Source organism: Stenotrophomonas sp. PE591, from assembly GCF_018320795.1.
Lineage (GTDB): Bacteria > Pseudomonadota > Gammaproteobacteria > Xanthomonadales > Xanthomonadaceae > Stenotrophomonas > Stenotrophomonas maltophilia.
Window position 1 is genome coordinate 847,776 of sequence record NZ_JAAOKO010000002.1, and the last position, 22,582, is coordinate 870,357.

General features: G+C 66.7%; 21 protein-coding genes and 7 tRNA genes. 16 read left to right on the top strand and 12 right to left on the bottom strand.

Going from position 1 to position 22,582, the window contains the following annotated elements; genetic code table 11:
* The first annotated feature begins 67 nt into the window (after positions 1-67).
* Positions 68-697, top strand: a complete 630-nt coding sequence (locus JLDANKMP_RS09305) for a DUF2239 family protein (RefSeq protein WP_212560942.1) — start codon at positions 68-70, stop codon at positions 695-697.
* 120 nt (positions 698-817) lie between these two features.
* Positions 818-2,182 carry an MATE family efflux transporter gene (locus JLDANKMP_RS09310; RefSeq protein ID WP_212560943.1) on the top strand — a complete coding sequence of 455 codons (1,365 nt, stop codon included), beginning with the start codon at positions 818-820 and terminating at the stop codon, positions 2,180-2,182.
* A gap of 537 nt (positions 2,183-2,719) precedes the next feature.
* On the opposite strand, the gene JLDANKMP_RS09315 is transcribed toward JLDANKMP_RS09310, so the two are convergent.
* Positions 2,720-3,370 (bottom strand): class I SAM-dependent methyltransferase, encoded by a 651-nt coding sequence (locus tag JLDANKMP_RS09315; RefSeq protein WP_212560944.1) that lies wholly within the window; start codon positions 3,368-3,370, stop codon positions 2,720-2,722.
* 343 nt (positions 3,371-3,713) lie between these two features.
* Between JLDANKMP_RS09315 and JLDANKMP_RS09320 the strand changes: the two genes are divergently transcribed.
* From JLDANKMP_RS09320 to JLDANKMP_RS09365, 10 genes are all read left to right on the top strand, one after another.
* Entirely contained in the window at positions 3,714-4,328 is a 615-nt protein-coding gene (locus JLDANKMP_RS09320) for a phosphatidylcholine/phosphatidylserine synthase (RefSeq protein WP_005410091.1), read from the top strand.
* A 22-nt stretch (positions 4,329-4,350) separates the two neighbouring features.
* The gene (gene phaE, locus JLDANKMP_RS09325; RefSeq protein WP_212560945.1) at positions 4,351-5,415 is read left to right on the top strand and encodes a class III poly(R)-hydroxyalkanoic acid synthase subunit PhaE; all 1,065 of its coding nucleotides are present in this window, start codon (positions 4,351-4,353) and stop codon (positions 5,413-5,415) included.
* On the top strand, positions 5,412-6,479 hold the full coding sequence (gene phaC / locus JLDANKMP_RS09330; protein WP_005410089.1) for a class III poly(R)-hydroxyalkanoic acid synthase subunit PhaC: 1,068 nt from the start codon (positions 5,412-5,414) through the stop codon (positions 6,477-6,479). Before phaE ends, phaC begins: the two co-directional genes overlap by 4 nt.
* A 31-nt stretch (positions 6,480-6,510) precedes the next feature.
* Positions 6,511-6,879, top strand: a complete 369-nt coding sequence (locus JLDANKMP_RS09335) for a YfeK family protein (protein WP_005413813.1) — start codon at positions 6,511-6,513, stop codon at positions 6,877-6,879.
* A 64-nt stretch (positions 6,880-6,943) separates the two neighbouring features.
* The gene (locus tag JLDANKMP_RS09340) at positions 6,944-7,147 is read left to right on the top strand and encodes a PspC domain-containing protein (protein ID WP_005410087.1); all 204 of its coding nucleotides are present in this window, start codon (positions 6,944-6,946) and stop codon (positions 7,145-7,147) included.
* Positions 7,144-7,596 (top strand): hypothetical protein, encoded by a 453-nt coding sequence (locus tag JLDANKMP_RS09345; protein ID WP_033833143.1) that lies wholly within the window; start codon positions 7,144-7,146, stop codon positions 7,594-7,596. The genes JLDANKMP_RS09340 and JLDANKMP_RS09345 overlap by 4 nt, the downstream gene beginning before the upstream one ends.
* A 718-nt stretch (positions 7,597-8,314) precedes the next feature.
* Positions 8,315-8,530 (top strand): hypothetical protein, encoded by a 216-nt coding sequence (locus JLDANKMP_RS09350; protein WP_005410085.1) that lies wholly within the window; start codon positions 8,315-8,317, stop codon positions 8,528-8,530.
* A 208-nt stretch (positions 8,531-8,738) separates the two neighbouring features.
* Positions 8,739-11,126 (top strand): Tex family protein, encoded by a 2,388-nt coding sequence (locus tag JLDANKMP_RS09355; RefSeq protein WP_212560946.1) that lies wholly within the window; start codon positions 8,739-8,741, stop codon positions 11,124-11,126.
* 208 nt (positions 11,127-11,334) lie between these two features.
* Positions 11,335-13,524, top strand: coding sequence for a PAS domain S-box protein (locus JLDANKMP_RS09360; RefSeq protein WP_212560947.1), 2,190 nt, complete (start codon positions 11,335-11,337; stop codon positions 13,522-13,524).
* A 62-nt stretch (positions 13,525-13,586) separates the two neighbouring features.
* Positions 13,587-13,889, top strand: coding sequence for a hypothetical protein (locus JLDANKMP_RS09365; protein WP_212560948.1), 303 nt, complete (start codon positions 13,587-13,589; stop codon positions 13,887-13,889).
* Here JLDANKMP_RS09365 and JLDANKMP_RS09370 read toward each other — a convergent pair.
* Positions 13,831-14,121 (bottom strand): putative quinol monooxygenase, encoded by a 291-nt coding sequence (locus JLDANKMP_RS09370; RefSeq protein WP_005410081.1) that lies wholly within the window; start codon positions 14,119-14,121, stop codon positions 13,831-13,833. The genes JLDANKMP_RS09365 and JLDANKMP_RS09370 overlap by 59 nt on opposite strands.
* A 61-nt stretch (positions 14,122-14,182) precedes the next feature.
* The gene (locus JLDANKMP_RS09375) at positions 14,183-15,271 is read right to left on the bottom strand and encodes a DUF5694 domain-containing protein (RefSeq protein ID WP_212560949.1); all 1,089 of its coding nucleotides are present in this window, start codon (positions 15,269-15,271) and stop codon (positions 14,183-14,185) included.
* Between the two features lie 273 nt (positions 15,272-15,544).
* Here JLDANKMP_RS09375 and JLDANKMP_RS09380 point away from each other — a divergent pair, with 273 nt between their 5' ends.
* Together JLDANKMP_RS09380 and JLDANKMP_RS09385 are read left to right on the top strand one after the other, a co-directional pair.
* Positions 15,545-15,805, top strand: a complete 261-nt coding sequence (locus JLDANKMP_RS09380) for a GNAT family N-acetyltransferase (RefSeq protein WP_322888701.1) — start codon at positions 15,545-15,547, stop codon at positions 15,803-15,805.
* A 252-nt stretch (positions 15,806-16,057) separates the two neighbouring features.
* Positions 16,058-17,884: a methyl-accepting chemotaxis protein gene (locus JLDANKMP_RS09385; RefSeq protein WP_212560950.1), complete on the top strand. Its 1,827-nt coding sequence runs from the start codon at positions 16,058-16,060 to the stop codon at positions 17,882-17,884.
* On the opposite strand, the gene JLDANKMP_RS09390 is transcribed toward JLDANKMP_RS09385, so the two are convergent.
* Entirely contained in the window at positions 17,881-19,314 is a 1,434-nt protein-coding gene (locus JLDANKMP_RS09390; protein WP_212560951.1) for a GGDEF domain-containing protein, read from the bottom strand. The genes JLDANKMP_RS09385 and JLDANKMP_RS09390 overlap by 4 nt on opposite strands.
* 200 nt (positions 19,315-19,514) lie before the next feature.
* Positions 19,515-19,600: transfer RNA gene (locus JLDANKMP_RS09395), tRNA-Leu, on the bottom strand.
* A 132-nt stretch (positions 19,601-19,732) separates the two neighbouring features.
* Between JLDANKMP_RS09395 and JLDANKMP_RS09400 the strand changes: the two genes are divergently transcribed.
* On the top strand, positions 19,733-20,113 hold the full coding sequence (locus JLDANKMP_RS09400; protein WP_005410076.1) for a response regulator: 381 nt from the start codon (positions 19,733-19,735) through the stop codon (positions 20,111-20,113).
* Positions 20,114-20,123: 10 nt separating this feature from the next.
* Here the strand turns inward: JLDANKMP_RS09400 and JLDANKMP_RS09405 are convergent, their stop codons facing one another.
* Positions 20,124-21,080 (bottom strand): SOS response-associated peptidase family protein, encoded by a 957-nt coding sequence (locus JLDANKMP_RS09405; RefSeq protein ID WP_212560952.1) that lies wholly within the window; start codon positions 21,078-21,080, stop codon positions 20,124-20,126.
* Between the two features lie 77 nt (positions 21,081-21,157).
* On the opposite strand from JLDANKMP_RS09405, the gene JLDANKMP_RS09410 reads away from it, so the two are divergent.
* Positions 21,158-21,574 (top strand): GNAT family N-acetyltransferase, encoded by a 417-nt coding sequence (locus JLDANKMP_RS09410; RefSeq protein WP_005410074.1) that lies wholly within the window; start codon positions 21,158-21,160, stop codon positions 21,572-21,574.
* 164 nt (positions 21,575-21,738) lie between these two features.
* Here JLDANKMP_RS09410 and JLDANKMP_RS09415 read toward each other — a convergent pair.
* The 6 genes from JLDANKMP_RS09415 to JLDANKMP_RS09440 all read right to left on the bottom strand — a co-directional run bounded on the left by JLDANKMP_RS09415 (position 21,739) and on the right by JLDANKMP_RS09440 (position 22,572).
* A tRNA-Glu gene (locus JLDANKMP_RS09415) sits at positions 21,739-21,814 on the bottom strand.
* Positions 21,815-21,861: 47 nt separating this feature from the next.
* A tRNA-Ala gene (locus JLDANKMP_RS09420) sits at positions 21,862-21,937 on the bottom strand.
* Between the two features lie 45 nt (positions 21,938-21,982).
* A tRNA-Glu gene (locus tag JLDANKMP_RS09425) sits at positions 21,983-22,058 on the bottom strand.
* A 49-nt stretch (positions 22,059-22,107) separates the two neighbouring features.
* Positions 22,108-22,183, bottom strand: a tRNA-Ala gene (locus JLDANKMP_RS09430).
* Positions 22,184-22,366: 183 nt separating this feature from the next.
* Positions 22,367-22,442: transfer RNA gene (locus JLDANKMP_RS09435), tRNA-Glu, on the bottom strand.
* 54 nt (positions 22,443-22,496) lie between these two features.
* Positions 22,497-22,572: transfer RNA gene (locus tag JLDANKMP_RS09440), tRNA-Ala, on the bottom strand.
* Between the last annotated feature and the right edge of the window lie 10 nt (positions 22,573-22,582).

Below are 22,582 nucleotides of genomic sequence, written 5' to 3' on the forward strand. Positions count from 1 at the left end.
CCCGGGCAATATTGACGAACACAAATTACCCGGGCAATATTAGCGCATCACCTCCGATGCCATTGCCATGCCTGCGTCCCGACTCCCTCCCTTCAGTTGCTTCGACGGCCACCGCCTGGTCGCTTCCGGTACACCGGAAGTGGCTGCGCTTGCGCTGAAACAGCTGCGCGCCGGCAACGCTGCCGGTCCGCTGCTTGTGTTCGACAACGCTACCGGCCGCACCCTTGATTTCGATACGCGCGGCAGTGACGCAGAACTGCTGGCGCGGGTCGTCGAAGCCTTTCCCGCCGCCGTCGAGGCGGATGCCGACGTTACTGCCGAAGAGGCGCCGGCAACTCCGCGTGGCCGCGGCCGCCCCAAGCTGGGCGTGGTCGCACGCGAAGTGACCCTGCTGCCGCGCCACTGGGCGTGGCTGGCCGAGCAGCCCGGCGGGGCCTCGATAGTGCTGCGCAAGCTGGTGGAGGCGGCCAGCCGTGCTGGTGCCGACAAGGACCGGCAGCGCCGCCACAGTGAGCGTGCCTATCACTTCCTGCAGACCATCGCCGGAGACCTGCCGGGTTTCGAGGAGGCCATCCGTGTCCTGTTCGCGCACGACCGGGCGGGCCTGGAAATGGCGTTGCGCAGCTGGCCGGAGGATGTGCGCAATCACGCCCTGCGCCTGGCCTTCGATGATTCTTCGGACCACGCAGACGGCTGAGCCACTGCGCCGTTGCTGAGCGGCGGCGCCACCTGATCGCGGGCCACGGCCGCCCGCTCCCCTTTGCTTGCTTTGCTGGCGGAAACGCCGGGCAGGGCAGCGCCTTGCCCAGAGAACCCCATGGACACCCCCGCACATCCCATCCCCCCGGTCGCGCCGCCCCTCTGGCGCACCTATCTGACCCTGCTGCTGCCGATGCTGCTGACCAACGCATTGCAGCTGGCTGCAGGCACGCTGGACAACATCTACCTCGGCCATCTGCTGGGTACGCAGGCGGTAGCCGCCGCCGCAGCGTTCTTCCCTGTCTTCTTCCTGCTGCTGGCCCTGGTAATGGGTCTGGCGACCGGTGCGATGGTGCTGATCGGCCAAGCCTGGGGCGCGGGCCGGCCGCAACAGGCTCGCGCGGTGGCCGGCAGTGCGGTGGCACTGATTCTGCTGTTGTCAGTGCTGGTGATGGCGGTCGGCGGCGGTTTCGCGCCACAGTTGCTGGCGGCACTGGGCACGCCAGCGCCGATCCTCGGCGAATCCATCGTCTATGCCCGTGTTCTGCTGCTGGCGGCACCGGCGTTCTTCCTGCTGTGGCTGGCCACTGCGGTGAGCCGTGCGGTGGGCGATGCCAAAACGCCGCTGCATGCGCTGCTGCTGGCCACGGTGGTCAGCCTGCTGTGCACGCCGCTGCTGATCCTGGGCTGGGCCGGCCTGCCGCGGATGGGCTCGGCCAGTGCGGCCGTATCGGCGGCGTTCGCCTCGCTGTTGGCCCTGGGTTGGTTGCTGTGGCGCTGGCATCGGGTAGGTCATCCCCTGGCACCGGGGCGCGAGCTGCTGCATGCCATTCGGTTCGACGGCGCGCTCATCCGCGCGATGCTGCGCATCGGCGTACCGTCTTCGCTGCAGATGCTCAGCCTGGCCATCGCCGAAATCGTATTGCTGGGCTGGATCAACCGCTATGGCTACACGGCCACGGCCGCCTACGGTGCGGTCAACCAGTTGATGAGCTGGGTGCAGCTGCCGGCGATGTCGCTGGGCATCACTGCCACCATCCTCGCGGCGCATGCGATGGGCGCGGGGCGTACGGCACGGCTGCCCGCCATCGCCCGCACCGGGGTGATGCTGGGTCTTGCGATGCTGACAGTCGTGGTGCTGCTGGTGATGGCGCTGGCGCCGTGGCTGACTGGTTTGATCCTGGCGGCCGCAGAGCCGCGCGAACTGGCCACGCAGCAGTTGCGCACGGTGGTGTGGGGCGTGCTGGCGATGGGAGGCAGTGCGGTGCTGGTCGGAGTGATGCGCGGCAGCGGCACGGTGCTGTTGCCGGCATTGCTGGGCATGGCTGCCGTGTTGCTGCTGGAGCTGCCGTTGGCGATGTGGCTGCAGTCCCGGCACGGTCTGGCCGGGCTGTGGTGGGCATGGCCGCTGGGGTTGCTGGCCATGCTGGTGATGCAGGTGTTCTGTTTCGCGCATTGGCGGCGCCGCGTGCAGGCCGGGTAGTGCCGGCCGCTGGCCGGCAATCCGCAACGGCCGGAGCAGCCGGCCAGCGGCCGGCGCTACCACTCGGTCGGATCGCATCCGGCGCAGATGCAGATGTTCTGCTTTGTTCGCTGGCGGCCGGGTGCAGGTTGGGTAGTGCCGGCCGCTGGCCGGCAATCCGCAATGGACGGAGCAGCCGGCCAGCGGCCGGCTCTACCACTCGGACGGATCGCATCCGGCGCGGATGCAGGTGTTCTGTTTCGCGCGTTGGCGGCCGGCTCTACCACTCGGACGGATCGCATCCGCCGCGGATGCAGGTGTTCTGTTTTGCTCGCTGGCGGCAGGTGCAGGTTGGGTAGTGCCGGCCGCTGGCCGGCAATCCGCAATGGACGGAGCAGCCGGCCAGCGGCCGGCTCTACCACTCGGACGGATCGCATCCGCCGCGGATGCAGGTGTTCTGTTTTGTTCGCTGGCGGCGGGTGCAGGTTGGGTAGTGCCGGCCGCTGGCCGGCAATCCGCAATGGCCGGGGCAGCCGGCCAGCGGCCGGCTCTACCACTTCAGTGCCGCTGTGCCAGCAGCAGGTGGAAGTGCCTTTCTCGGGTCTGGCCATCATTGCCGGTCGCGGATTCGCGGTGGCTGCGCCAGGCCGAGACGCGGAAGCCCGATACCCGCAGGGCCAGCTCCACCGCGTCCAGCTCATGCAGCTGGAAGTCGGCGGCGAATGGCAGGCTGCGCATGAAGCTGGCATCGCCGAAGGCCAGGCACAGGCGGCCGCCCCGGCGTAGCACCCGCGCCAGTTCGTCCAGCACCGGGGCCAGGTTCGGCCAGAAGTACAGGGTGTTGACCGCCAGCGCGGCATCCATCGCGGCATCGGCGACCGGCAGTGCATGGGCGTCGCCGTGTCGCATCGCCGCACGTTCGGCCACCCCGGCGTCGGCCAGCCGCTGGTTGCCGGCCTCGACCATGGCCGTGGACAGCTCGATGCCCAGATAGTGGCTGTCGGTGGCCTGCAGCATCAGTGGCGCGAAGGCGGCATTGCCCGGGCCGACCTCCAGGACCCGTTCGCCGGCACCGACGGCCAGCAGCCCGATTGCGGCCAGGTTGAGTGCGCCGTTGCTGCGGTTCATCGAGTCGGCCACCGCCAGCGCGGCCTCGCCGTGGGGCTGCCGCAGCTGCGCGGCCAGGGTGGGAGCATCCAGCATCATCATCGTCCGTTGCAGAGTTTCGGACGTGGCGGCGGCGGGTCCGCCGGTGACCATAGCGCCGACCTTGTGGCTTGGGAAGTAGGGAAACCCCGCTTCCGGGTGATGAGGAAATGTCCAGCGTCGCAGTCGGTGAGATCTGGTTGTCCACAGGGGGTGTGGATTACGCGTGGGCAACTTTGTGGATAAGCCGCGACAGGCGCCACCCCCCTAGGCTGTCAAGATGGGTGGCGAAAAATTCACCGCCGGTGAGGGCGGGTGAGGGAGCGGTGAAGGCGGGTCCTGCCAATGCTGTCGCCAGCGGCGGCGCTCGCGGTAACCTGTGGGCCTTGATGCTCCGTGAGACCCCATGAAACGTCACTTCTCGATGCTGCGCGAATTCCAGCTGGCCGACTGGTTCACCCTGGCCAATGCTTTCTGCGGCACCGGTGCGGTCTTTGCCGCGATGCGCTTCCTGCAGGACGGCGAGCGTGGCTACCTGCTGTTCGGCATGGCGCTGATCCCGCTGGCCTTCATCTTCGACGCGCTCGACGGGCGCATCGCGCGCTGGCGCAAGTCCAGTTCCACCCTGGGCCGCGAGCTGGACTCGCTGTCCGACGTGATCTCCTTCGGCGTGGCGCCGGCGGCGCTGGCCTATGCCTGCGGCATGCAGGGCGGCTGGGACTGGCTGGTGCTGAGCTACTTCGTCTGTTGCGGTGTCAGCCGCCTGGCACGCTACAACGTCACCGCCGAGGCGCTGGCCGGCGACGAGGGCAAGGTCACGTATTTCGAGGGCACCCCGATCCCGACCAGCCTGGTGCTGGTGATCGTACTGGCGATTGCCGCCGGTACCGATGCCATCGGCCAGGACCTCTGGTTCGGCCAGTGGCAGATCGGCCCGTGGCAGCTGCACCCGATGGTGCTGTTGTTCGCCTTGTCCGGGTCGCTGATGATCAGCAAGACCCTGCGTATCCCCAAGCCATGAGCCAGCCCTGCGGAGGCCTGCGATGACCAGCTCGGCCCACGACGCCGGCAGCAGCGATTTCGAAACGCTGGCGCGGCAGTACTTCGGTGCCTGGGGCGATGCGCTGCGCCACGCGAGCACGCCCGGTGCACCGGCCGGCGGCGACCCCGGCAGCTGGCAACGGCTGTTCGACTGGTGGAGCCAGCTGTTGCCCGAACAGGGGCAGGGCGCGCCGGAAGATGCCGTGCGCCGTTTCCGCGAACAGGCCCGCAGCTGGTACGGCACCATGCAGGAAGTGGCCGCGCGCTTCGCCGGCCGCGATGCCAGCAGCGCCGAGGTGGCCCAGGCCTGGCGCGAGGCGGTGCAGGGGCAGGGCGATGGCATGCTGCAGTGGATGCTGCAGGGCGCCCGTGGCAGCACCCACGCCGGCGCCACCGTGCCCGACTTCGCCGCATGGCTGCAGCAGTTCCAGCTGCAGGCGGGCCCGTGGCTGCAGAGCCCGGCGTTCGGCCCCGGCCGCGAGCACCAGGCGCGCTGGCAGGCGCTGCTGCGGGCGCAGGAGGAGTACCAGCAGCATTCGCGCGCCTACGTTGATCAGATCAGGCAGGCGTTGGACGAGGCCTTCGCGTTGTTCGAGCAGCGTCTGGCCGAGCACGAACAGCCCGGCAGCCAGTTGACCAGCGCCCGCGCGATGTTCGACCTGTGGATCGAAGTGGCCGAGGAGGCCTACGCCAAGGTCGCCATGTCCGAACCGTTCCAGCAGGTGTACGCCTCGCTGGGCAACGCGCAGATGCGCCTGCGCGCCGGCCTGCAGCGCGAGGTGGAACAGATGAGTGAGCGTATCGGCCTGCCGACCCGCAGCGAGATGGACGCCGCGCATCGCCGTATTGCCGAACTGGAGCGCAGCCTTCGCCGCCTGCAGGCACAGGTGGCGGTGCTGGCGGGGACTGCCGCGGTCGATCCGGTGTCGCAGCCGGCACCGGCGAAGGTGAAGCCGGCCGCGCGCAAAGCCGCGAAGAAGGCGGCGCCGGCGAAGAAGGCGCCTGCAAAGAAGGTGTCTGCGAAGAAGGCTGCGTCTCGCGCTTCCACTCGGGCGCGTGACCGATGAAAGGACCGCTGGGCTTCAACGCCGATGACCTGATGCAGGAAACCCTGGCCATGCAGCGCAAGCTGATGGAAGGGCTGAAGCTGCTGCCGCAGGTGGAAGACGTGGACTATGGCGTGACCGCGCGCGAGGAAGTCTGGCGTGACGGCAAGGTAGTGCTGTACCGCTTCGTCGGCGAACAGGCACCGACCCGGCGCACGCCGCTGCTGATCGTCTATGCGCTGGTGAACCGGCCGTACATGGTCGACCTGCAGGCCGACCGTTCGCTGGTGCAGAAGCTGCTGGCGCTGGGCCAGGACGTGTACGTGCTGGACTGGGGCTACCCGGACCGGTCCGAACGCTTCCAGACCTTGGAGGACTACCTGCTGCGCTACATCGACGGCGCGGTCGATGCGCTGCGTGCGCGCAGTGGTGGCCCGGTGGACCTGCTGGGTATCTGCCAGGGCGGCGTGTTCGCACTCTGCTACGCCGCGCTGCGCCGGCAGAAGCTGGGCAAGCTGATCACCATGGTCACCCCGGTCGACTTCCAGACGGCTGACAACATGCTCTCGCATTGGGCGCGGCAGGTGGACGTGGACCTGCTGGTCGACACGCTGGGCAACATCCCGGCCGACCTGATGAATGCCAGTTACCTGATGCTCAAGCCATTCCGCCTGAACGTGCAGAAGTACGTCGGCCTGCTCGACATCCTCGATGACAAGGCCGCGCTGGAGGATTTCCTGCGCATGGAGAAGTGGATCTTCGATTCACCGGACCTGGCGGGCGAGGCGTTTCGCGATTTCATCAAGCAGTTCTACCAGGGCAATGGGCTGGTGAACGGCACGGTGCGGATCGGCGAGGAAGCGGTGGATCTGTCGCAGGTGACGCTGCCGGTGCTGAACATCTATGCCGAGCAGGACCATCTGGTGCCACCGGATGCCTCGCGCGCGATGCGCGGGCGGCTGGGTACGGACGACTACACCGAGTCCAGTTTCCGTGGTGGGCATATTGGTATCTACGTTTCCGGCCGCGCGCAGCGCGAAGTACCGGCCACGATCGATGGCTGGTTGAAGGCGCGCGATCTGTAGAGTCGAGCCATGCTCGACTGACTTGGGGGTGATGATGTACCGGATTTTGTTGATTCTTGCGGCACTGCTGACAGCACCACTTGCCCACGCCGCACCCAGTACGGATGCACGCCGGGAGATCGCCCAGCTGATCGCCAGCCTGGACGGCTCCCAGTGCCGTTTCCAGCGCAATGGCAGCTGGTACGACGGCAGCGACGCGCGCGCGCACCTGCAGCGCAAGTACGATTACCTGCTGAAAAAGGGCATGGTGGACAGCGCCGAGCAGTTCATCGAGCGCGCTGCCAGCCAGAGCAGCATGAGTGGCAAACCCTACCGCATCCAGTGTCCGGGGCAGCCTGAACAGACCGCAGCCGCCTGGTTCGGCGCACGCCTGCAGGCCCTGCGCCACCGCACGCCGTAGACATGGGGGCGGTGTAGAGTCGAGCCATGTTCGACTGCCTTGTCCGTTTCCCGGAGCTGCCGCCATGAACACCACGCCCAAAACGCTGTCGCGTTCATTGAACGACCGCATGATTGCCGGCGTGATGGGCGGCATTGCCCATCGCTTCGGCTGGAATGCGACCCTGCTGCGGGTGATCTACGTGCTGGTTTCGCTGGCCTCCGCCGCCTTCCCTGGCATCCTGGTCTACCTGATCCTGTGGCTCCTGATCCCCAACGAGGCCGATTGAAGACTGGAGCAACGCCCTGGCCGATCTGGCTGCGCGCGCTGCAGGTGCTGGGCGCGGTGTGGACGTCACCCAATTCCCTGCTCGGCGTGATCGGCGGCCTGGCCGGCATGCTCGGCGGCGCGACATTGCGCTGGAGCGGCCGTGACTGCGCGCTGGTGTTCGACCACTGGCCGTGGGGGCCAGGCGGGGCGATCACCCTGGGGAACGTGATCCTGCACACCGGCCATGACCTGGGCATTTCCTGCCGCACCTATGCGCATCAGGCAGGGTGGGGCGTGGAGCCGCTGATCCGGCTGGATGATCACGAACGGGCGCACGTGTACCAGTACATGGTGCTGGGCCCGCTGTACCTGCCGGTGTACCTGCTGTGCGGCGGGGTGAGTGCGCGCAATCCGTTCGAACGGGCGGCCGATCATTTCGCCCGGTTCGGGCGTGGCTGGTGGCCGTAGTTTCCAGCCAACGGCGCAGCCCCTCGTGGGTGGTCGCGGAATGCGTTTCATGCGATTGGGCCGGGCGGGGTGGGTTCGCGGGACACGCCGTAAACCCGTCCCTGGGGGCTCGATGGCGCCATCCATGGCGCCAACGGTCCCGCGCACCCACCCCGCCCGGCCCCTGACAGTTTCCGTGCGCGTCCAGCCACGGAGAAGAAATAGAACAGCAGAAGCGGGTCGCGCGCTGCGCTTGCTCGCGAGCGGGGCATGGCTTGGCTTGGCTCTACAGGAAGCAACAAATCAGCCGGCCAAGCTGTTTTTGCTTTTGATCTTCTTTTTTCTTTTCCGTGGGTGAACGTGCCCGAAAAACTGTCAGGGGCCGGGCGGGGTGGGTGCGCGGGACCGTTGGCGCCATGGATGGCGCCATCGAGCCCCCAGGGACGGGTCCACGGCGTGTCCCGCGCACCCACCCCGCCCGGCCCAATCGCATGAAACGCGTTACACGACCACCCACGAGGGGCTGCGCCGTTGGCGGGAATCCGCCACGGATTCGTTAGCCGGAAGTTAAAGATCCGTAAGCATTCTGCTGCGATCCCGCAGTCATCTGCATGCAACCGATCGTCATTAGCCTTCGTGACGTTCCAGTCAGGTTCGACGCGGTAAGCTCTTCCTTGATGAGCTCGCAGCATCGCTCATCGAGTGCAGTACGCAGTAGCAATTTGGAGGAATACATCACATGGCAATCGTTCTTTATGTCGGTGGTAGCAAGGATGGCGAGAAGGGCGTGGTGCCCTACGGCTTCAGCAAATCCCGCGCCGACACCGCGCTGGGGCCGGAGTTCTACACGGAGCGGTTCATGGAGCTGCAGGGTGTCGGCAAGGTCCGCCTGATGGCCCTGGAAGGCATGCGTGACGAGATCGTCATGCAGCGCGCCGCCCGCCACTACCGCTGACCTTCGCAACACGCGGCAGGGCGCGCCCACCATCGCGCGCCCGCGCCGGCATCCCAGCCCAGGGCCAGTCCGAGCCCTCTCTCCGCCAGGATGCCGGCGTCCACTCCGGCCCCGCCGCTGAACCTCGCCCCCTGTCAATGCCTTGTCCGGCTCCGTCGTGGATTGCCAGAATGGGATCTTCCCCGTACCGCGGCACAGACCTGAAGCAATGCACGACGCCAAGAACGCCCAGAGCGCGCTCGCCCAGCAGATCGCCCAGACCATCGCCGACGAGATCGGTGCCCAGTCCGCCCAGGTGCGCGCCGCCGTCGGCCTGCTCGACGAGGGCGCCAGCGTTCCGTTCATCGCGCGCTACCGCAAGGAAGTGACCGGGGGCCTGGACGACACCCAGCTGCGCAACCTGGAAACCCGGCTGACCTACCTGCGCGAGCTGGAGGAGCGCCGTGCGGCGGTGCTGGCCAGCATCGGCGAGCAGGGCAAGCTCAGCGACGAGCTGCGCAACGATATCCTGGCCGCCGACACCAAGAGCCGGCTGGAAGACCTGTACCTGCCGTACAAGCCCAAGCGCCGTACCCGCGCCCAGATCGCCCGCGAGGCCGGTCTGGAGCCGCTGGCCGATGGCCTGCTGGCCGACCCCACGCAGGACCCGCTGGCCTTCGCGGCCGCCTTCGTCAATACCGACAAGGGCGTGGCCGACACCAAGGCCGCGCTGGAAGGTGCGCGCGCGATCCTGATGGAGCGCTGGGGCGAGGACGCTGCGCTGGTCGGCGAGCTGCGCACCTGGCTGGGAGAGAACGGCGTGATCCGTGCCCGCGTGGCCGAGGGCAAGGAAACCGAAGGCGCCAAGTACCGCGACTATTTCGAACATGCCGAATCTCTGGCGAAGATTCCCTCGCACCGGTTGCTGGCGCTGTTCCGCGCGCGCCGCGAAGAGATCCTGTTCCTGGAACTGGACCCGGGCAGCGATGCCGAGGCCGGCCACCAGTACGCCGAAGGCCGCGTGGCGCGCAGGGCCGGCATCGCCGACCGGGGCCGCGCCGCCGATCGCTGGCTGCTGGACGCCTGCCGCCTGACCTGGCGCGCCAAGCTGCACACCCATCTGCTGCTGGACCTGTTCAACCAGGCCCGCGAGAAGGCCGAGGCTGAGGCCATCGCGGTGTTCGGCGACAACCTGAAGGATCTGCTGCTGGCCGCACCGGCGGGCCCGAAGACCGTGCTTGGGCTGGACCCGGGCATCCGCACCGGCTGCAAGATCGCCGTGGTCGATGCCACAGGCAAGCTGGTGGCCACCGACACCATCTACCCGCATGAGCCACGTCGCCAGTGGGACCAGTCGGTGCAGACGATCAAGCAACTGTGCGCCAAGCACAACGTTGAACTGATCGCGATCGGCAACGGCACCGCCAGCCGCGAAACCGACAAGCTGGCCGGCGAAGCGATCAAGGCTGCCGCCAACCCGAAGCTGCAGAAGGTCGTGGTCAGCGAGGCGGGCGCCTCGGTGTACTCGGCCTCCGAGTTCGCGGCCAAGGAGTTCCCGGGGCTGGACGTGTCGCTGCGTGGCGCGGTGTCGATCGCGCGTCGCCTGCAGGACCCGCTGGCCGAACTGGTCAAGATCGAACCCAAGGCGATCGGTGTCGGCCAGTACCAGCACGATGTGGACCAGTACCGGCTGGCACGGGCGCTGGATGCGCGCGTGGAGGACTGCGTGAACGCTGTGGGCGTGTATGTGAACACCGCATCGGCCGCGCTGCTGTCGCGGGTGTCCGGCCTGTCGGCCACGGTGGCCGAGAACATCGTGCGCCATCGTGACGAGAACGGCCCGTTCAAGCGCCGCAAGGATCTGCTGAAGGTCGCGCGCCTGGGCGAGAAGACCTTCGAACAGTGCGCCGGCTTCCTGCGCATCGCCGACGGCGACCAGCCGCTGGATGCGTCGGCGGTGCACCCCGAAGCCTATCCGGTGGTCGAGCGCATCGTGGCCAGCACCGCACGCCCGATCAAGGCGCTGATCGGTGATGGCAGCTTCCTGCGTGGCCTGAAGGCCGAGCAGTTCACCGATGACACCTTCGGCTTGCCGACCGTGCGCGACATCCTGAGGGAACTGGAGAAGCCGGGCCGCGACCCGCGTCCGGAGTTCAAGGCTGCGCGCTTCGCCGAAGGCGTGGAGGACATCAAGGACCTGCGCGAGGGCATGGTGCTGGAAGGCGTGGTGAGCAACGTGGCGGCCTTCGGTGCCTTCGTCGATATCGGCGTGCACCAGGACGGCCTGATCCACATTTCGGCGCTGTCCGACACCTTCGTGAAGGACCCGCGTGACGTGGTCAAGGCTGGCGATATCGTCAAGGTGAAGGTGCTGGAGGTGGACGTGGCGCGCAAGCGCATTGCCCTGACCCGGCGCCTGGACGATACCCCCGGGCAGGCCACCAGCCGCCCGGGCCAGCGTGATGAGCGCGGCCATGGGCAGGGTCCGCGCCGGGATGCAGGCGGCCAGAACCGCGGGCCGAACCGGGGCCAGGGCAATGGTGGCCGTCCCGCCGCGTCCGCGCCCCCGGCCAACAACGCCCTGGCCGAGGCCTTCGCCCGCGCCAAGCGTAGTTGAGGACCGTGTTCCCCGTCACGCTTGATTCGTGGCGGGGGACTTGTCGATTTTCCCCGTGATTGCGCACACTTGCGCTTGAGGGGAGGCGTCCGGCCACCCCGCTGTCGCTGGGGAGGGCCATGACGCCAGCAGGACCCGTCGTCTTCGTTGAGGTCTGCAGCGTCGCGCTGCGGCCGCTGCCTGCCTGCGCGGGCCGGGGGCAGCGGTGATGGCGGGCCAGGGCACCAACGGCAACGGGTTGCTGGAGCGCCGCCTGCAGGCGCTGGCCGAAGAGCGCCGGCGGCTGGCGATGATCATCGATGGCACCGCCGCGGGCACCTGGGAATGGAACGTGCAGAACGGCGAGATGCGGGTCAACGCGCGCTGGGCCGAGATTGTCGGTTACCGCCTGGAAGAGCTGGAGCCGGTCTGCCAGAAGACCTTCCTGAAGCTGGTCCATCCCGATGACATAGCGCTGTCGGACGCGGCACTGGACGAGCATTTCGAGGGGCGCACCGACAACTATGCGTGCCTGCTGCGGATGCGCCACAAGAATGGCCAGTGGATATGGATCCAGGACCGTGGCCGCGTCTTCGAATGGGACGCGCAGGGCAAACCATTGTGGATGGCCGGCGCGCATGCCGACGTGACCGAGCTGCAGCAGGCCCGACAGGATGCGGCCGAAACACGGCAACGCCTGCAGGCCGTGGTCGATGCCTCCGACGAGGTGGCGGTGATCGCCACCGATATCGATGGCTCCATCACCCTGTTCAACACGGGCGCGCAACGCCTGCTGGGCTACAGCGCGGCGGATGTGGTCGGCCAGCGCCGGCTGGATGCCTTCCACGATCCGCAGGAACTGAATGCCTGGCTGCGACCGCTGGCCGATGCCGATGGCCAACTGCCAGATGTGTTCGAGGCACTCAGTGCGCGTGCCGATGGCCAGACCTATTCGCGGCAATGGACGCTGCTGCGCAAGGACGGCCAGCCACGCCAGGTACGCCTCTCGATCAGCCGCATGGACGGTGCCGACGGTGTACGCATCGGCTATGTCGGGATGGCCATCGACATCACCGAGATCCTGCAGGCGAGGGCCGAAGCGCGCTTGTCCGCGGAGAAGTTCGCCGGTGCGTTCACCTCGGCTGCGCTGGGCATGGCGCTGGTGTCACTGGAAGGGCGATGGCTGGACGTCAACGATGCGCTGTGCCGGATCCTCGGCTATCCGCGGGAAGAGCTGCTGCAGGTGGATTTCCAGCGTCTCACCCATCCTGATGACCTGCAGACCGACCTGGCCCTGGTGCAGGACCTGCTGGCCGGGCGTCGCAGCCACTACCACCTGGAAAAGCGCTATCTCGATCGCGATGGCAAGGTCATCTGGGCCCGATTGTCGGTCTCGCTGGTGCGCAACGAGCATGGCGAGCCGTTGCATTTCGTGTCGCAGATCCAGGACATCACCGCCCAGCGCAGCAGCGAGCAGCGGCTGTTCGAGAGCGAACAGCGCAGCCGCATCACCCTGGATGCCGTGGCCGACCTGGTGCTGAGCGTCAGCCTCGATGGCCGTATCGATTACGCCAATGCCGCTGCAGTACGCATGTTGGCCGGCGATGGCGCGTTGTCGCTGGCCGGACACAAGGTGCAGGATGTGCTGGCGCTGACCACCGAATACGCGCCGGGTTCGGTGCTGGACGTGTCGGTACTGCTGGATCCGGACAGCAATGCGGTCGACCTGCATGCCGACCTGCTGCTGCGCCTGGGTGCCGCCACGGTGCCGGTGGATCTGACCCGCGCCTGGTTGCGCGATGACGAGGGCCACGTGCGAGGCGCGGTCTGGGTGCTGCGCGACGATACCCAGCAGCGTGCCCGCCAGCGCGAGGCGCGTCATCTGGCCGAGATCGATCCGCTGACCGAACTGAGCAACCGCCGTGGCTTCGAGGTGCATCTGCAGCAGGCGATCACCCGTGTTGAACGTACCGGCCAGGCCGCGTCACTGATGTACATCGATCTGGATCGGTTCAAGCCGATCAACGATACCTGGGGCCATCTGGCTGGCGATGCGGTGCTCTGGGCGGTGGCCAGCGTTCTGCGTCACGGGGTGCGCGATTCGGATGTGGTGGCGCGGCTGGGCGGCGATGAGTTCGCGGTGATCCTGTCCGGTTGCACGCCGCGTCGTGCAGCGCGCATTGGCGGCGAGCTGCTGCATACCCTGGCGTCGCTGTCGATTCCGTGGGACCAGGACCGGTTGCGGGTAGGGGCCAGCATCGGCATCGCGCCGCTGGCTGGGGGGATGAGCGTGGACCAGGCGGTGGCCGCGGCCGATGCCCAGTGTTACCGGGCCAAGGCGATGGGTCGCAACAACGTGCAGGTGCAGGGCGAGGCCAGTGAGCTGCCGGGCGATGATTCCGAGGTCGTCGAGGGCTGATCTCAGCCTGTGAGAGGGCGGGCGCAAATACTCCGCGCACCTCCTCTCTTACAGGTGATCCCATGAATGTCTGCAACCCGATGGCGGTGCGTGCCTACGCCCCGGCCCTGGTCGGTTGGTGCCTGGCCCTGGCGGCCGGGCTCCGGCTGGAGGAGGTGCGTGAGGACCGTCTCGCCCAGGCAATGTTGCCGGTGCTGCAGGCGAGCGTGGTGGCGCTGCTGGCCCTCACCCTGGCGTGCACGGTGGCGGCCAGCCTGGTGCTGTGGCGGCACAGGCGCCGGGATCACCGTCGCGTTGATGCCGGCACTACAGAGGCGCAGCATCCATCAGCAGGAACCGGCATGGCGCGCGCTGGAAGGCATTGATCTGCGGCACCAGCCGCTGGAAATGTTCGCTGGCGCAGTGGATGTCCAGGGCGGCGCGGTCCGGCCATTGCTCGATGAAGACGAAGTGCCCGGGATCCTTCTGGTCCACGAACAGTTCATAGCCGAGGCAGAGCGGCTCGCGCTGCGTGCACGCGACCAGTTCCCGGTACAGCGGAAGCACGGTGTCCACGGCATCGGGATGGATGAAGTCTTCGGCGATGACCTTGAGCATGCATGCACCTCTGGATGGGGCCCTGCAGGATAGTGCCGGCGGGTGGCCGGCACCCATCCCGTCAACGCAATACTGCGTCCGCACTGACCAGCTGCACATCGTGCATCTGGTTGAGGTACGCCTCGTAGTAGCCCTTGTGCGAGGCACCGACGATGGTCAGCATGCGGGTGCCCGGGTGCTGGCCGAGCACGTCGCGCATGTTGGCGACCATGCGCAGGTTGCGGGTTTCCCAGTAGGCCACGTAGTTGCGGCCGAAGCCTTCCGGCGAGGGTTCGACGAGCGTGGCGCCGAAATCGCTGTTGAAGGCCAGCATCGCGGCCTCGGGTGCGTTGTAGGCGCGATACATCGCGAGCAACCCATCCGGTTGAGCAAGATTGGCTTCCAGTCGTTCATCGGCCGCCCTGCGCGCTTTGACGAAGGAATTGTCCCAGGCACCGCGTATGGCGGCAGCGTAGGCCTTCTGCTGCGATTCCGGTGTAGGCGAATCCGCAGTGTGGTCGTCGACCGCCCACAGCCGCTCCAGCCCCAGGCGCGCGGCGAGGACGCCGGCCACCAGGCCGGCCTCGTTGCGGCGTGCCATGCGCGTGTCGAGGAACTGCACCAGCTCCGGTGTCAGGCTGTCCGAGGCACGTCGCTCTTCCCTGGGCAGCCGCAGCCATTGGACGACTGCCGAGCTGCTCTCGCCCGCAGCCAGGAACACTGCGGCCAATCGGCGTCGCTGGGCGGCGGTTGGCGCCTTCGGCCAATCCGCAAGCAGGCGTTCCATCTCCACGTTGGCGCTGGGCACGTCCAGGCCGGTGGCGGCCTGCGCCGGTGCCGGATCGACGCAGTAGTCCGCTACGCTGTCCGCGTATCGGGCCGGATTGCGGCGCATGAAGTCACACTGCAGGCCGGACAGGTTCTCCACTGCGATCGCGGTGGGCCGCCAGGCTTCCAGACGCTGCAGCAGAGGTTCCAGCATCGCCGGCGTGAAGGTCTCCGGCAGGCTGGACAGGTGCGGGCTGCCCAGCACCAGCACTTCGTTCGGGCGCCCTGCGGGCGGTCCCTTCAGCTGGTCCGGGTGGAAGGCCGGTCGGTAGGCGGTGTCGTTGGCCAGCGCGCTGCTGCTGCACACGGCCAGGAAGAGAAGGCTGGCAAAGCGAGGGAACATGCGATCTCCATGTCGATGAGCATCCTGCGGGACCTTCATGCTGGTCATATTCTCCTGCCGCGGAATCCCGCATTGGTCATGTAAACCTTTTTGCCTTGAGCTGCATCCTTCTGCTGAGCGATGCTGTACCCAGCGCTCAGGCAATGCAGAACATGACGTCCGACGACTGGACCATCGACAGTCCGCGGCTGCACCTCCGGCCATTCACGCCCCGGTGTATTCCTTGGCCTGGCAGGCCTGCATCGAGCCCGTGACGCAGAACCCGAACTGGGCATCTGGATCGCAGAAATGATGCATGGGCACGGCTATGGTCGCGAAGCCGTGGCGGCGGTGTGGTCGGCCGCCTCAGGGCGCCTGCGCTGTGCTGCATTCCGCTATCCGGTGGCCGAGCAGAACCGGTCCAGCCGTTCCCTCGCTGAGTCCCTCGGCGGACTGCCTGTAGCACGTGAGCAGGGCGTGAAGTACACGGCAATCGTCTACCGCATTCCGGCTGCAATGCACGGAGTTGCGACGGACGTCGCGGAATCCCGCTAAAGCGGCCGACGGCATCGCCGATACTCCCTCTGGATCCCGCTCCAGTCACCCGCCGCAGGACCCCAGGCTGCCCCCGATGGGCGGTCCGCGCAGTGTGCCGCCGCTCCCAGATGCCGATCGCACCCGCAGCAGACGTTCTTGGCAGTCGCTCGAGAGGTGCCGTTGGCACCTGTAGTCCCTGGCAACTGATGTTGCCGCCGGGCATCCCGCCCGTCGGGTCACAACCGCTTACCGGACACCGAGGATCAGACAATGCTCATTCCAGGCTTCACGGCAGGCGCGCAGGCGCCGGCCGAGCTGCACACCCGTTGGTCGCCGTGGCGTGCGCTGCTTGGCGTACTGGCGCCGCAGCAACGCACCGGCACAGAGAAGGCGATGACCGACCGCACCGAGCTGGAAGCGCAGGTGGCCGCGCTGCATCGCGTGCAGGCCGTCATCGAGTTCGCGCTCGACGGCACCATCCTGCAGGCCAATGACAATTTCCTGCAGGCGATGGGCTACCGGCTGGAGGAGATCCAGGGCAAGCATCATTCCCTGTTCGTCGACCCCGAGCTGGCGCGTAGCGCCGAATACCGCGACTTCTGGGCGCGCTTGGGGCGCGGCGAATACGACGCCGGACAGTACCGCCGCTTCGGCAAGGGCCAGCGCGAGATCTGGATCCAGGCCTCGTACAACCCGGTACTGGACCGCCAGGGGCGGCCGTACAAGGTGGTCAAGTTCGCGACCGACATCACCGCGCAGAAGCTGCAGGCGGCCGACTCGGCGGGGCAACTGGCCGCGATCACCAAGTCGCAGGCGGTGATCGAGTTCAGCATGGATGGCCGCATCCTGTCGGCCAATGACAATTTCCTGACCGCCACCGGCTACAGCCTGGACGAAGTGCGCGGGCAGCACCATTCGTTGTTTGTCGAGCCCGAGCATCGCAGCAGCATCGAATATCGCCAGTTCTGGGAGAAACTGGGGCGCGGCGAATATGACGCCGGCCAGTATCGGCGTCTTGGCAAAGGCGGGCGTGAGGTCTGGATCCAGGCGTCCTACAACCCGATCCTGGACCTCAATGGCAAGCCGTTCAAGGTCGTCAAGTACGCCACCGACATCACCGCGCAGGTGCATGAAAACCAGGCCATGCAGCGCGCGGTGGCGCAGACCCGCGAGGTGGTGGCCGCGGCCAAGCAGGGCGATCTGACCCAGCGCGTGGCCACCGCCGACAAGAATGGCTCGATCGCCGAACTGTGCGAAGGCGTAAATTCGCTGGTGGAGGCGATGGCCGCGATCATCGGCCAGATCAAGTTCGCCGCGGACACCATCGCAGTCGGCGCGACTGAAATCGCACAGGGCAACAGCGACCTCTCGCAGCGCACCGAGCAGCAGGCGGCTTCGCTCGAGGAAACCGCGGTGTCGATGAAGGGCTTGGCCGAGACCGTGCAGCGCACCGCCACCAACGCGCGCCAGGCGAGCCAGCTGGCCGGTGGAGCCGCCGATGTCGCTGCGCGCGGCGGCAGTGTGGTGCATGAGGTGGTCGAAACGATGGCGGTGATCAATGCCTCGTCGCGGCGCATCGTCGACATCATCGGGGTGATCGACGGCATCGCCTTCCAGACCAACATTCTCGCGCTGAACGCAGCGGTGGAGGCGGCGCGTGCCGGTGAACACGGCCGTGGATTTGCCGTGGTTGCCACCGAGATCCGCGAGCTGTCGCAGCGTTCGGCCAGCGCAGCGAAGGAGATCAAGCACCTGATCGATGAGTCGGTTGCCAATGTGGGTGCCGGTACGGCGCAGGTTGAGAGCGCGGGTCGCACCATGGACGAGATCGTGACCAACGTGCGCCGGGTGAGCGACCTGATGACCGAAATCAGCACTGCCTCGCAGCAGCAGAGCGACGACATCCAGCAGATGAACCATGCCGTCGATCTGATCGACCAGGGCACCCAGCAGAACGCGGCCCTGGTCGAGGAGGCGTCGGCGGCGGCACGCAGCATGGAAGAGCAGTCGGCGCAGCTGCTGCAGACGGTGGCCAGCTTCCGCTTGCAGGGCGGCGCCGGGCACCGGCACGGAGCGGCGGCGCTGCATGCGGTCTAGGCGCGGCGACCGGACTGTTCTTCCTTGGTTTCGGTGTCGCCGCGTACGCAGTTGCGACCGGCATGCTTGGCGCGATACAGGGCCTGGTCGGCGCGTTCGACCAGGCCGCGCGGATCGCCGTCTTCGCCGGGTGCCTGCCAGGCCACGCCGATGCTGATGGTGACGGTGGCCACGGGGGCGGGCAGGGCTGCGGCTTCGACCGAAGCGCGCAGCCGTTCGCCCAGGCCCAGGGCGTGGGTGGCATCGGGCGAGGGCAGGGCGGCGATGAACTCTTCGCCGCCATAGCGGGCCAGCAGATCGTCGCCCCGTTGCAGGCAGCCATCGAGGATGCCGGCGACGGCACGCAGGCGCCGATCACCTTCCGGGTGGCCGTAGGTGTCGTTCAGCCGTTTGAAGTGGTCGATGTCGATCATCAGTACCGCCAGGCCCTGGCCCTGGCGGCGCGCGCGGCGGTGGGCCCGATCCAGCGACTCATCGAAGCTGCGCCGGTTGCCCAGTCCGGTCAGCGGATCGCGCCGCGCCAGCGTTTCCAGTTCATCGCGCTGGCGCTGGATCTCGACCTGGCTCAGCACGCTGCGCAGCGCATAGCCGAGCAGGGAGCCGATGAAGCCGACCGTGGCCAGGGTCGGCTGCAGGCGCGCGACCAGAAGCGCCACCAGCATCAGCAGCAAGGGCAGCATCAGTGGTACGCCGGCATCGACGATGCGCCGCAGGCTGCGGGATACCTCCACTGCCGGGCAGCGACGATGGCTGCCCGCCAGGATGGCCAGCAGCACGAACAGTCCACTGATCAGCAGGTCGCCCCAGTTGCCGTCGGGCACCTGCGGCTGATAGGTATTGATGTAGAAGGCCAGTAGGAGGTAGCCCAGCGCGTAGATCGTCAGCGTCCGGAAAAAATCGCGGCGGTCCGGATCGTCCTCGGCCAGGAAACGGACCAGTGCGAAGCAGAACACCAGGCTGTTCTGCACGCCGCTCATGGTGTTCAGGCACTGCGTCCACAAGGCGGTGTTCAGCGGCGCCATCGCCCGCGCATGCAGGTAGTACAGCAGCCAAAGCAGGGCAATGATCCCGAGGTCCACCGCACGGATGTAGCGGTTCCCGCCGCCCGGGCTTGCAGCGACGTAGGTCAGGGGGATCCGGTAGAACACGTACAGGATCAGTGTTGAGGCGGTCATCTGCGCAGGGGCGAGGCCGGCCACATTGCGGTACAGCAGGGCCAGCAGCGCGAGAGAGAACAGGCCGACGGCCGCGCCGAGCAGTCGCCACTGGCAGGCCGCCTGGCTGACACGTGCACGCCGTACGCAGGCCAGTGCAGCCAGCAGCGGGGCGGTGATCAGCATCAGGTAGGAGCCGACCGGGTCCTGCGGGCCGACAAAGGCAATGACGAGCGCGTGCGTGACGAGAAAAAACAGTGCAGCACGCAACGTCATGCAGTCCCCCACCCCCGGATCCGGCGGGATCACGATAGGCAGATGTACGTGAGGCTGGCAAGGAAAGTGTGCACTACGTCTAGCGACAACCCTGTCAGCGGTCGCAGTTTTGCGTCAGCACAGTGACACCGGAGCGGCTATATGGGCCTGCATCGCCTGAAAAGCAAAAGGCCAGGTCATGGACCTGGCCTTTGATGCTGTGGTGCCGGTGAAAGGACTCGAACCTTCATGGGGTCACCCCCGGCTGATTTTGAGTCAGCTGCGTATACCATTCCGCCACACCGGCAGGCAGCGTGTGAGTGTAACCGAGGAGGGCAGGGCTTTCATAGGGGCAAGGCAGATCGAGGCGTTTCCTGTCGGCATCGGCTCTGCGATGGCTATACTGCGGCGGCTTGAATGCCTCCAGGAGCCATAGCCGATGACAGTGTTGCAGGACCTGAGGGTGCTGGTGGTCGAGAACGACGAGATGAGCGCGGCCTTGCTGCAGATGCAGCTGGTGCATGCCGGCGCGACCGTGGTCGGGTTGGCGGCGAGCGTGGCTGAAGCATTGCGCGTGCTGGAAGACTCGGTCCCCGATGTGGCCCTGCTGGACTATCGCCTGGCCCGCAACGAGACCAGCGAGCCGGTGGCGGCAGCATTGTCGGCGCGAGGCGTACCGTTCGTGCTTGCCACCGGAATGCTGGCTGAGCAGCTGCCCGAGTCTATGCTGTCCGGAGTACTGCTGGTCAAGCCGTATCTGTCGGCGGACCTGACCCGGGCGCTGAGCCGTGCGGTGGGCCGTTCCAGCGCAACGGCGTGAGAACAGCGCTTCAGCCGGCCTCCTCGTACAGGTAACGGATGTCCTCGCGGTCGTCGAGGATGCTGTATTGCCCGGCCAGGTTGTCCGGATCGGGGTTGAGCCACGCATCGAGATGCTCCCTGCGGATCGGTATCACGCCGCGATCGTGACCTGCCGCGGCGACATCGCGTGGCGGGGTGTCGGTGATCGTGGCGAATGAGAGCAGGCGTCCTTCCGGTCCCTCCCATTCCGCCCAAAGGCAGGCCAGAAGCAGGTCGCGGGGCGGGTCGGGGCGAAACTCCAGCACCACATCCTGTTCCTTTTCACTGGCGCCAAGCGCGCGCCCTGTGATCGCGTGGCGTGGTACGTGCTCATAGAACGCCTGCACCACGACAACGCCGTGGCGAAGGCCGAACGCGCCGCGCCAATAGCCTTCCAGGCTGTCGCGTCGTGCGTTGTAGGTGCCGGGGTAGAGCACGTCGTTGCGTGCCGGCTTGTCCGGCAGCCGGCATTGGTAGCGCATCGGCTTGATCACCCGTCGGCCGCTCTCGCTGACCATCACCGGCGCGTAGGTGCCGGGAAAAATGCGGTTGTCGCGCGGCAGTAGTTGTACCCGGTGCAGGTCCTCAAGCCGGGCCTGGGCGCGCTCGATGCGGTTGCCGGCCACGCGCAGGTCGTTGCGTGCCTTCTGGGTAGGGCGGGTGGCGAGCGTCGCGTGGGCGATATCGCGGCGCTCGCGTTGGCGGGCCAGCTCCGCCTCCAGAGCCTGGTGTTCCTGCGCATGCCACTGCTGGATCTTCGCGACGATGTCGCGACCCTGTTCGGTGCGCGCGCCGGCAAAGCCGTCGTCCATGGCCTTGGGGGTTTTCGGCCGCTTCTTGCCGGGATCGTGCGCGTACAGTTCGGCGAACTCCTCCAGCGACAGGATGGCACCGAACTCGCGGACCAGCTTGGCGTAGTCAGCGCGGATCAGGGCGGAATAGCACATGGGAACTCTGCAGGCCTGGGTCGCAGTCGTTGCGACGTGGATGCGGCAGGATAGCCCGACCTACAGGGAGACACCGCATGAATGATTCCGTCAGCTGCCAGTTCCGCGAGGCTGTCCCCACGGTCGAAGACTATTGCCAGCTGCGTGTGCTGGCGGGCCTCAGTGCCAAGAGCCAGGAGGCGGCGGCACGCGCGCTGCCCAATACCCTGTATGGCGTGTGCGCCTACCAGGGCAATGAGCTGGTAGCGATGGGCCGCATCGTCGGCGATGGTGGGTGCCACCTGCAGGTCTGTGATATCGCCGTGCTGCCGCGCCTGCAGGGGCAGGGCCTGGGCAAGGAAGTGATGCGTCGCCTGGATGGCTGGATGCAGGCGAACCTGCCGCCGTCTGCATACGTCAGCCTTCTGGCCGATGGTGAAGCGCACCGGTTGTACGCGCAGTTTGGTTTCGCACCCACCGCACCTGCATCGATCGGGATGTATCGCCGGTTCTGAGGTGTGTTCAGGCTGAGGCCATCCATGCGTGGCATGGATCTACTGGGCCAACCGGCCGCCGGATCCATCCCGGCCTGCAGTAGATCCGCGCCATGCGTGGACAGGGCTTTCCCGGGAATCTCAGGCAAAGAAAAACCCCGGCCGAAGCCAGGGTTTTCAAGAATTGGCGTCCCCACGGGGATTCGAACCCCGGTCGCCACCGTGAAAGGGTGATGTCCTAGGCCTCTAGACGATGGGGACGCACGAAAACTTCAAGTTGTAGATCCTTCGACGGCCTAATGTCGAAGTGGTGGAGCCAAGCGGGATCGAACCGCTGACCTCCTGCATGCCATGCAGGCGCTCTCCCAGCTGAGCTATGGCCCCATGAAACTCCGGATGATCTGCCGGGAGCAGAGTCCGTTTTGAAACTGGCGTCCCCACGGGGATTCGAACCCCGGTCGCCACCGTGAAAGGGTGATGTCCTAGGCCTCTAGACGATGGGGACGCACGAAAAACTTCAAGTTGTAGAACCTTCGACGGCCTAATGTCGAAAGTGGTGGAGCCAAGCGGGATCGAACCGCTGACCTCCTGCATGCCATGCAGGCGCTCTCCCAGCTGAGCTATGGCCCCGTGTTACCGAGCCGCCTATCATACCTGCGTGTTCACGTTTGTGGAAGTCTTTTTTGAACTTTTTTCGTTACGGTTCAACCGCAGCCACGAGGCAGGGGAACTGCAACGCCACACCCTGAATGCCGGTAGGCGGTGAACAAAAAAGACCCGGTTATCGGCCGGGTCCTCGTTGTTCGTGATGAGTGGCGTCCCCACGGGGATTCGAACCCCGGTCGCCACCGTGAAAGGGTGATGTCCTAGGCCTCTAGACGATGGGGACGCAATTCTCATCAATGTTCTTTAGCGACCTTTCGACGGCCTAATGCCGAAAGATTGGTGGAGCCAAGCGGGATCGAACCGCTGACCTCCTGCATGCCATGCAGGCGCTCTCCCAGCTGAGCTATGGCCCCACGTCGCTGA

Coding starts and splice junctions, on each gene's coding strand:
- JLDANKMP_RS09360 (WP_212560947.1), top strand. CDS start 11,335: ATGGCGGGCCAGGGCACCAACGGCAACGGGTTGCTGGAGCGCCGCCTG.
- JLDANKMP_RS09405 (WP_212560952.1), bottom strand. CDS start 21,080: ATGTGCTATTCCGCCCTGATCCGCGCTGACTACGCCAAGCTGGTCCGC.
- JLDANKMP_RS09390 (WP_212560951.1), bottom strand. CDS start 19,314: ATGACGTTGCGTGCTGCACTGTTTTTTCTCGTCACGCACGCGCTCGTC.
- JLDANKMP_RS09340 (WP_005410087.1), top strand. CDS start 6,944: ATGAACACCACGCCCAAAACGCTGTCGCGTTCATTGAACGACCGCATG.
- JLDANKMP_RS09335 (WP_005413813.1), top strand. CDS start 6,511: ATGATGTACCGGATTTTGTTGATTCTTGCGGCACTGCTGACAGCACCA.
- JLDANKMP_RS09385 (WP_212560950.1), top strand. CDS start 16,058: ATGCTCATTCCAGGCTTCACGGCAGGCGCGCAGGCGCCGGCCGAGCTG.
- JLDANKMP_RS09400 (WP_005410076.1), top strand. CDS start 19,733: ATGACAGTGTTGCAGGACCTGAGGGTGCTGGTGGTCGAGAACGACGAG.
- JLDANKMP_RS09310 (WP_212560943.1), top strand. CDS start 818: ATGGACACCCCCGCACATCCCATCCCCCCGGTCGCGCCGCCCCTCTGG.
- phaE (WP_212560945.1), top strand. CDS start 4,351: ATGACCAGCTCGGCCCACGACGCCGGCAGCAGCGATTTCGAAACGCTG.
- JLDANKMP_RS09355 (WP_212560946.1), top strand. CDS start 8,739: ATGCACGACGCCAAGAACGCCCAGAGCGCGCTCGCCCAGCAGATCGCC.
- JLDANKMP_RS09370 (WP_005410081.1), bottom strand. CDS start 14,121: ATGCTCAAGGTCATCGCCGAAGACTTCATCCATCCCGATGCCGTGGAC.
- phaC (WP_005410089.1), top strand. CDS start 5,412: ATGAAAGGACCGCTGGGCTTCAACGCCGATGACCTGATGCAGGAAACC.
- JLDANKMP_RS09320 (WP_005410091.1), top strand. CDS start 3,714: ATGAAACGTCACTTCTCGATGCTGCGCGAATTCCAGCTGGCCGACTGG.
- JLDANKMP_RS09375 (WP_212560949.1), bottom strand. CDS start 15,271: ATGTTCCCTCGCTTTGCCAGCCTTCTCTTCCTGGCCGTGTGCAGCAGC.
- JLDANKMP_RS09315 (WP_212560944.1), bottom strand. CDS start 3,370: ATGATGATGCTGGATGCTCCCACCCTGGCCGCGCAGCTGCGGCAGCCC.
- JLDANKMP_RS09365 (WP_212560948.1), top strand. CDS start 13,587: ATGAATGTCTGCAACCCGATGGCGGTGCGTGCCTACGCCCCGGCCCTG.
- JLDANKMP_RS09410 (WP_005410074.1), top strand. CDS start 21,158: ATGAATGATTCCGTCAGCTGCCAGTTCCGCGAGGCTGTCCCCACGGTC.
- JLDANKMP_RS09350 (WP_005410085.1), top strand. CDS start 8,315: ATGGCAATCGTTCTTTATGTCGGTGGTAGCAAGGATGGCGAGAAGGGC.
- JLDANKMP_RS09305 (WP_212560942.1), top strand. CDS start 68: ATGCCTGCGTCCCGACTCCCTCCCTTCAGTTGCTTCGACGGCCACCGC.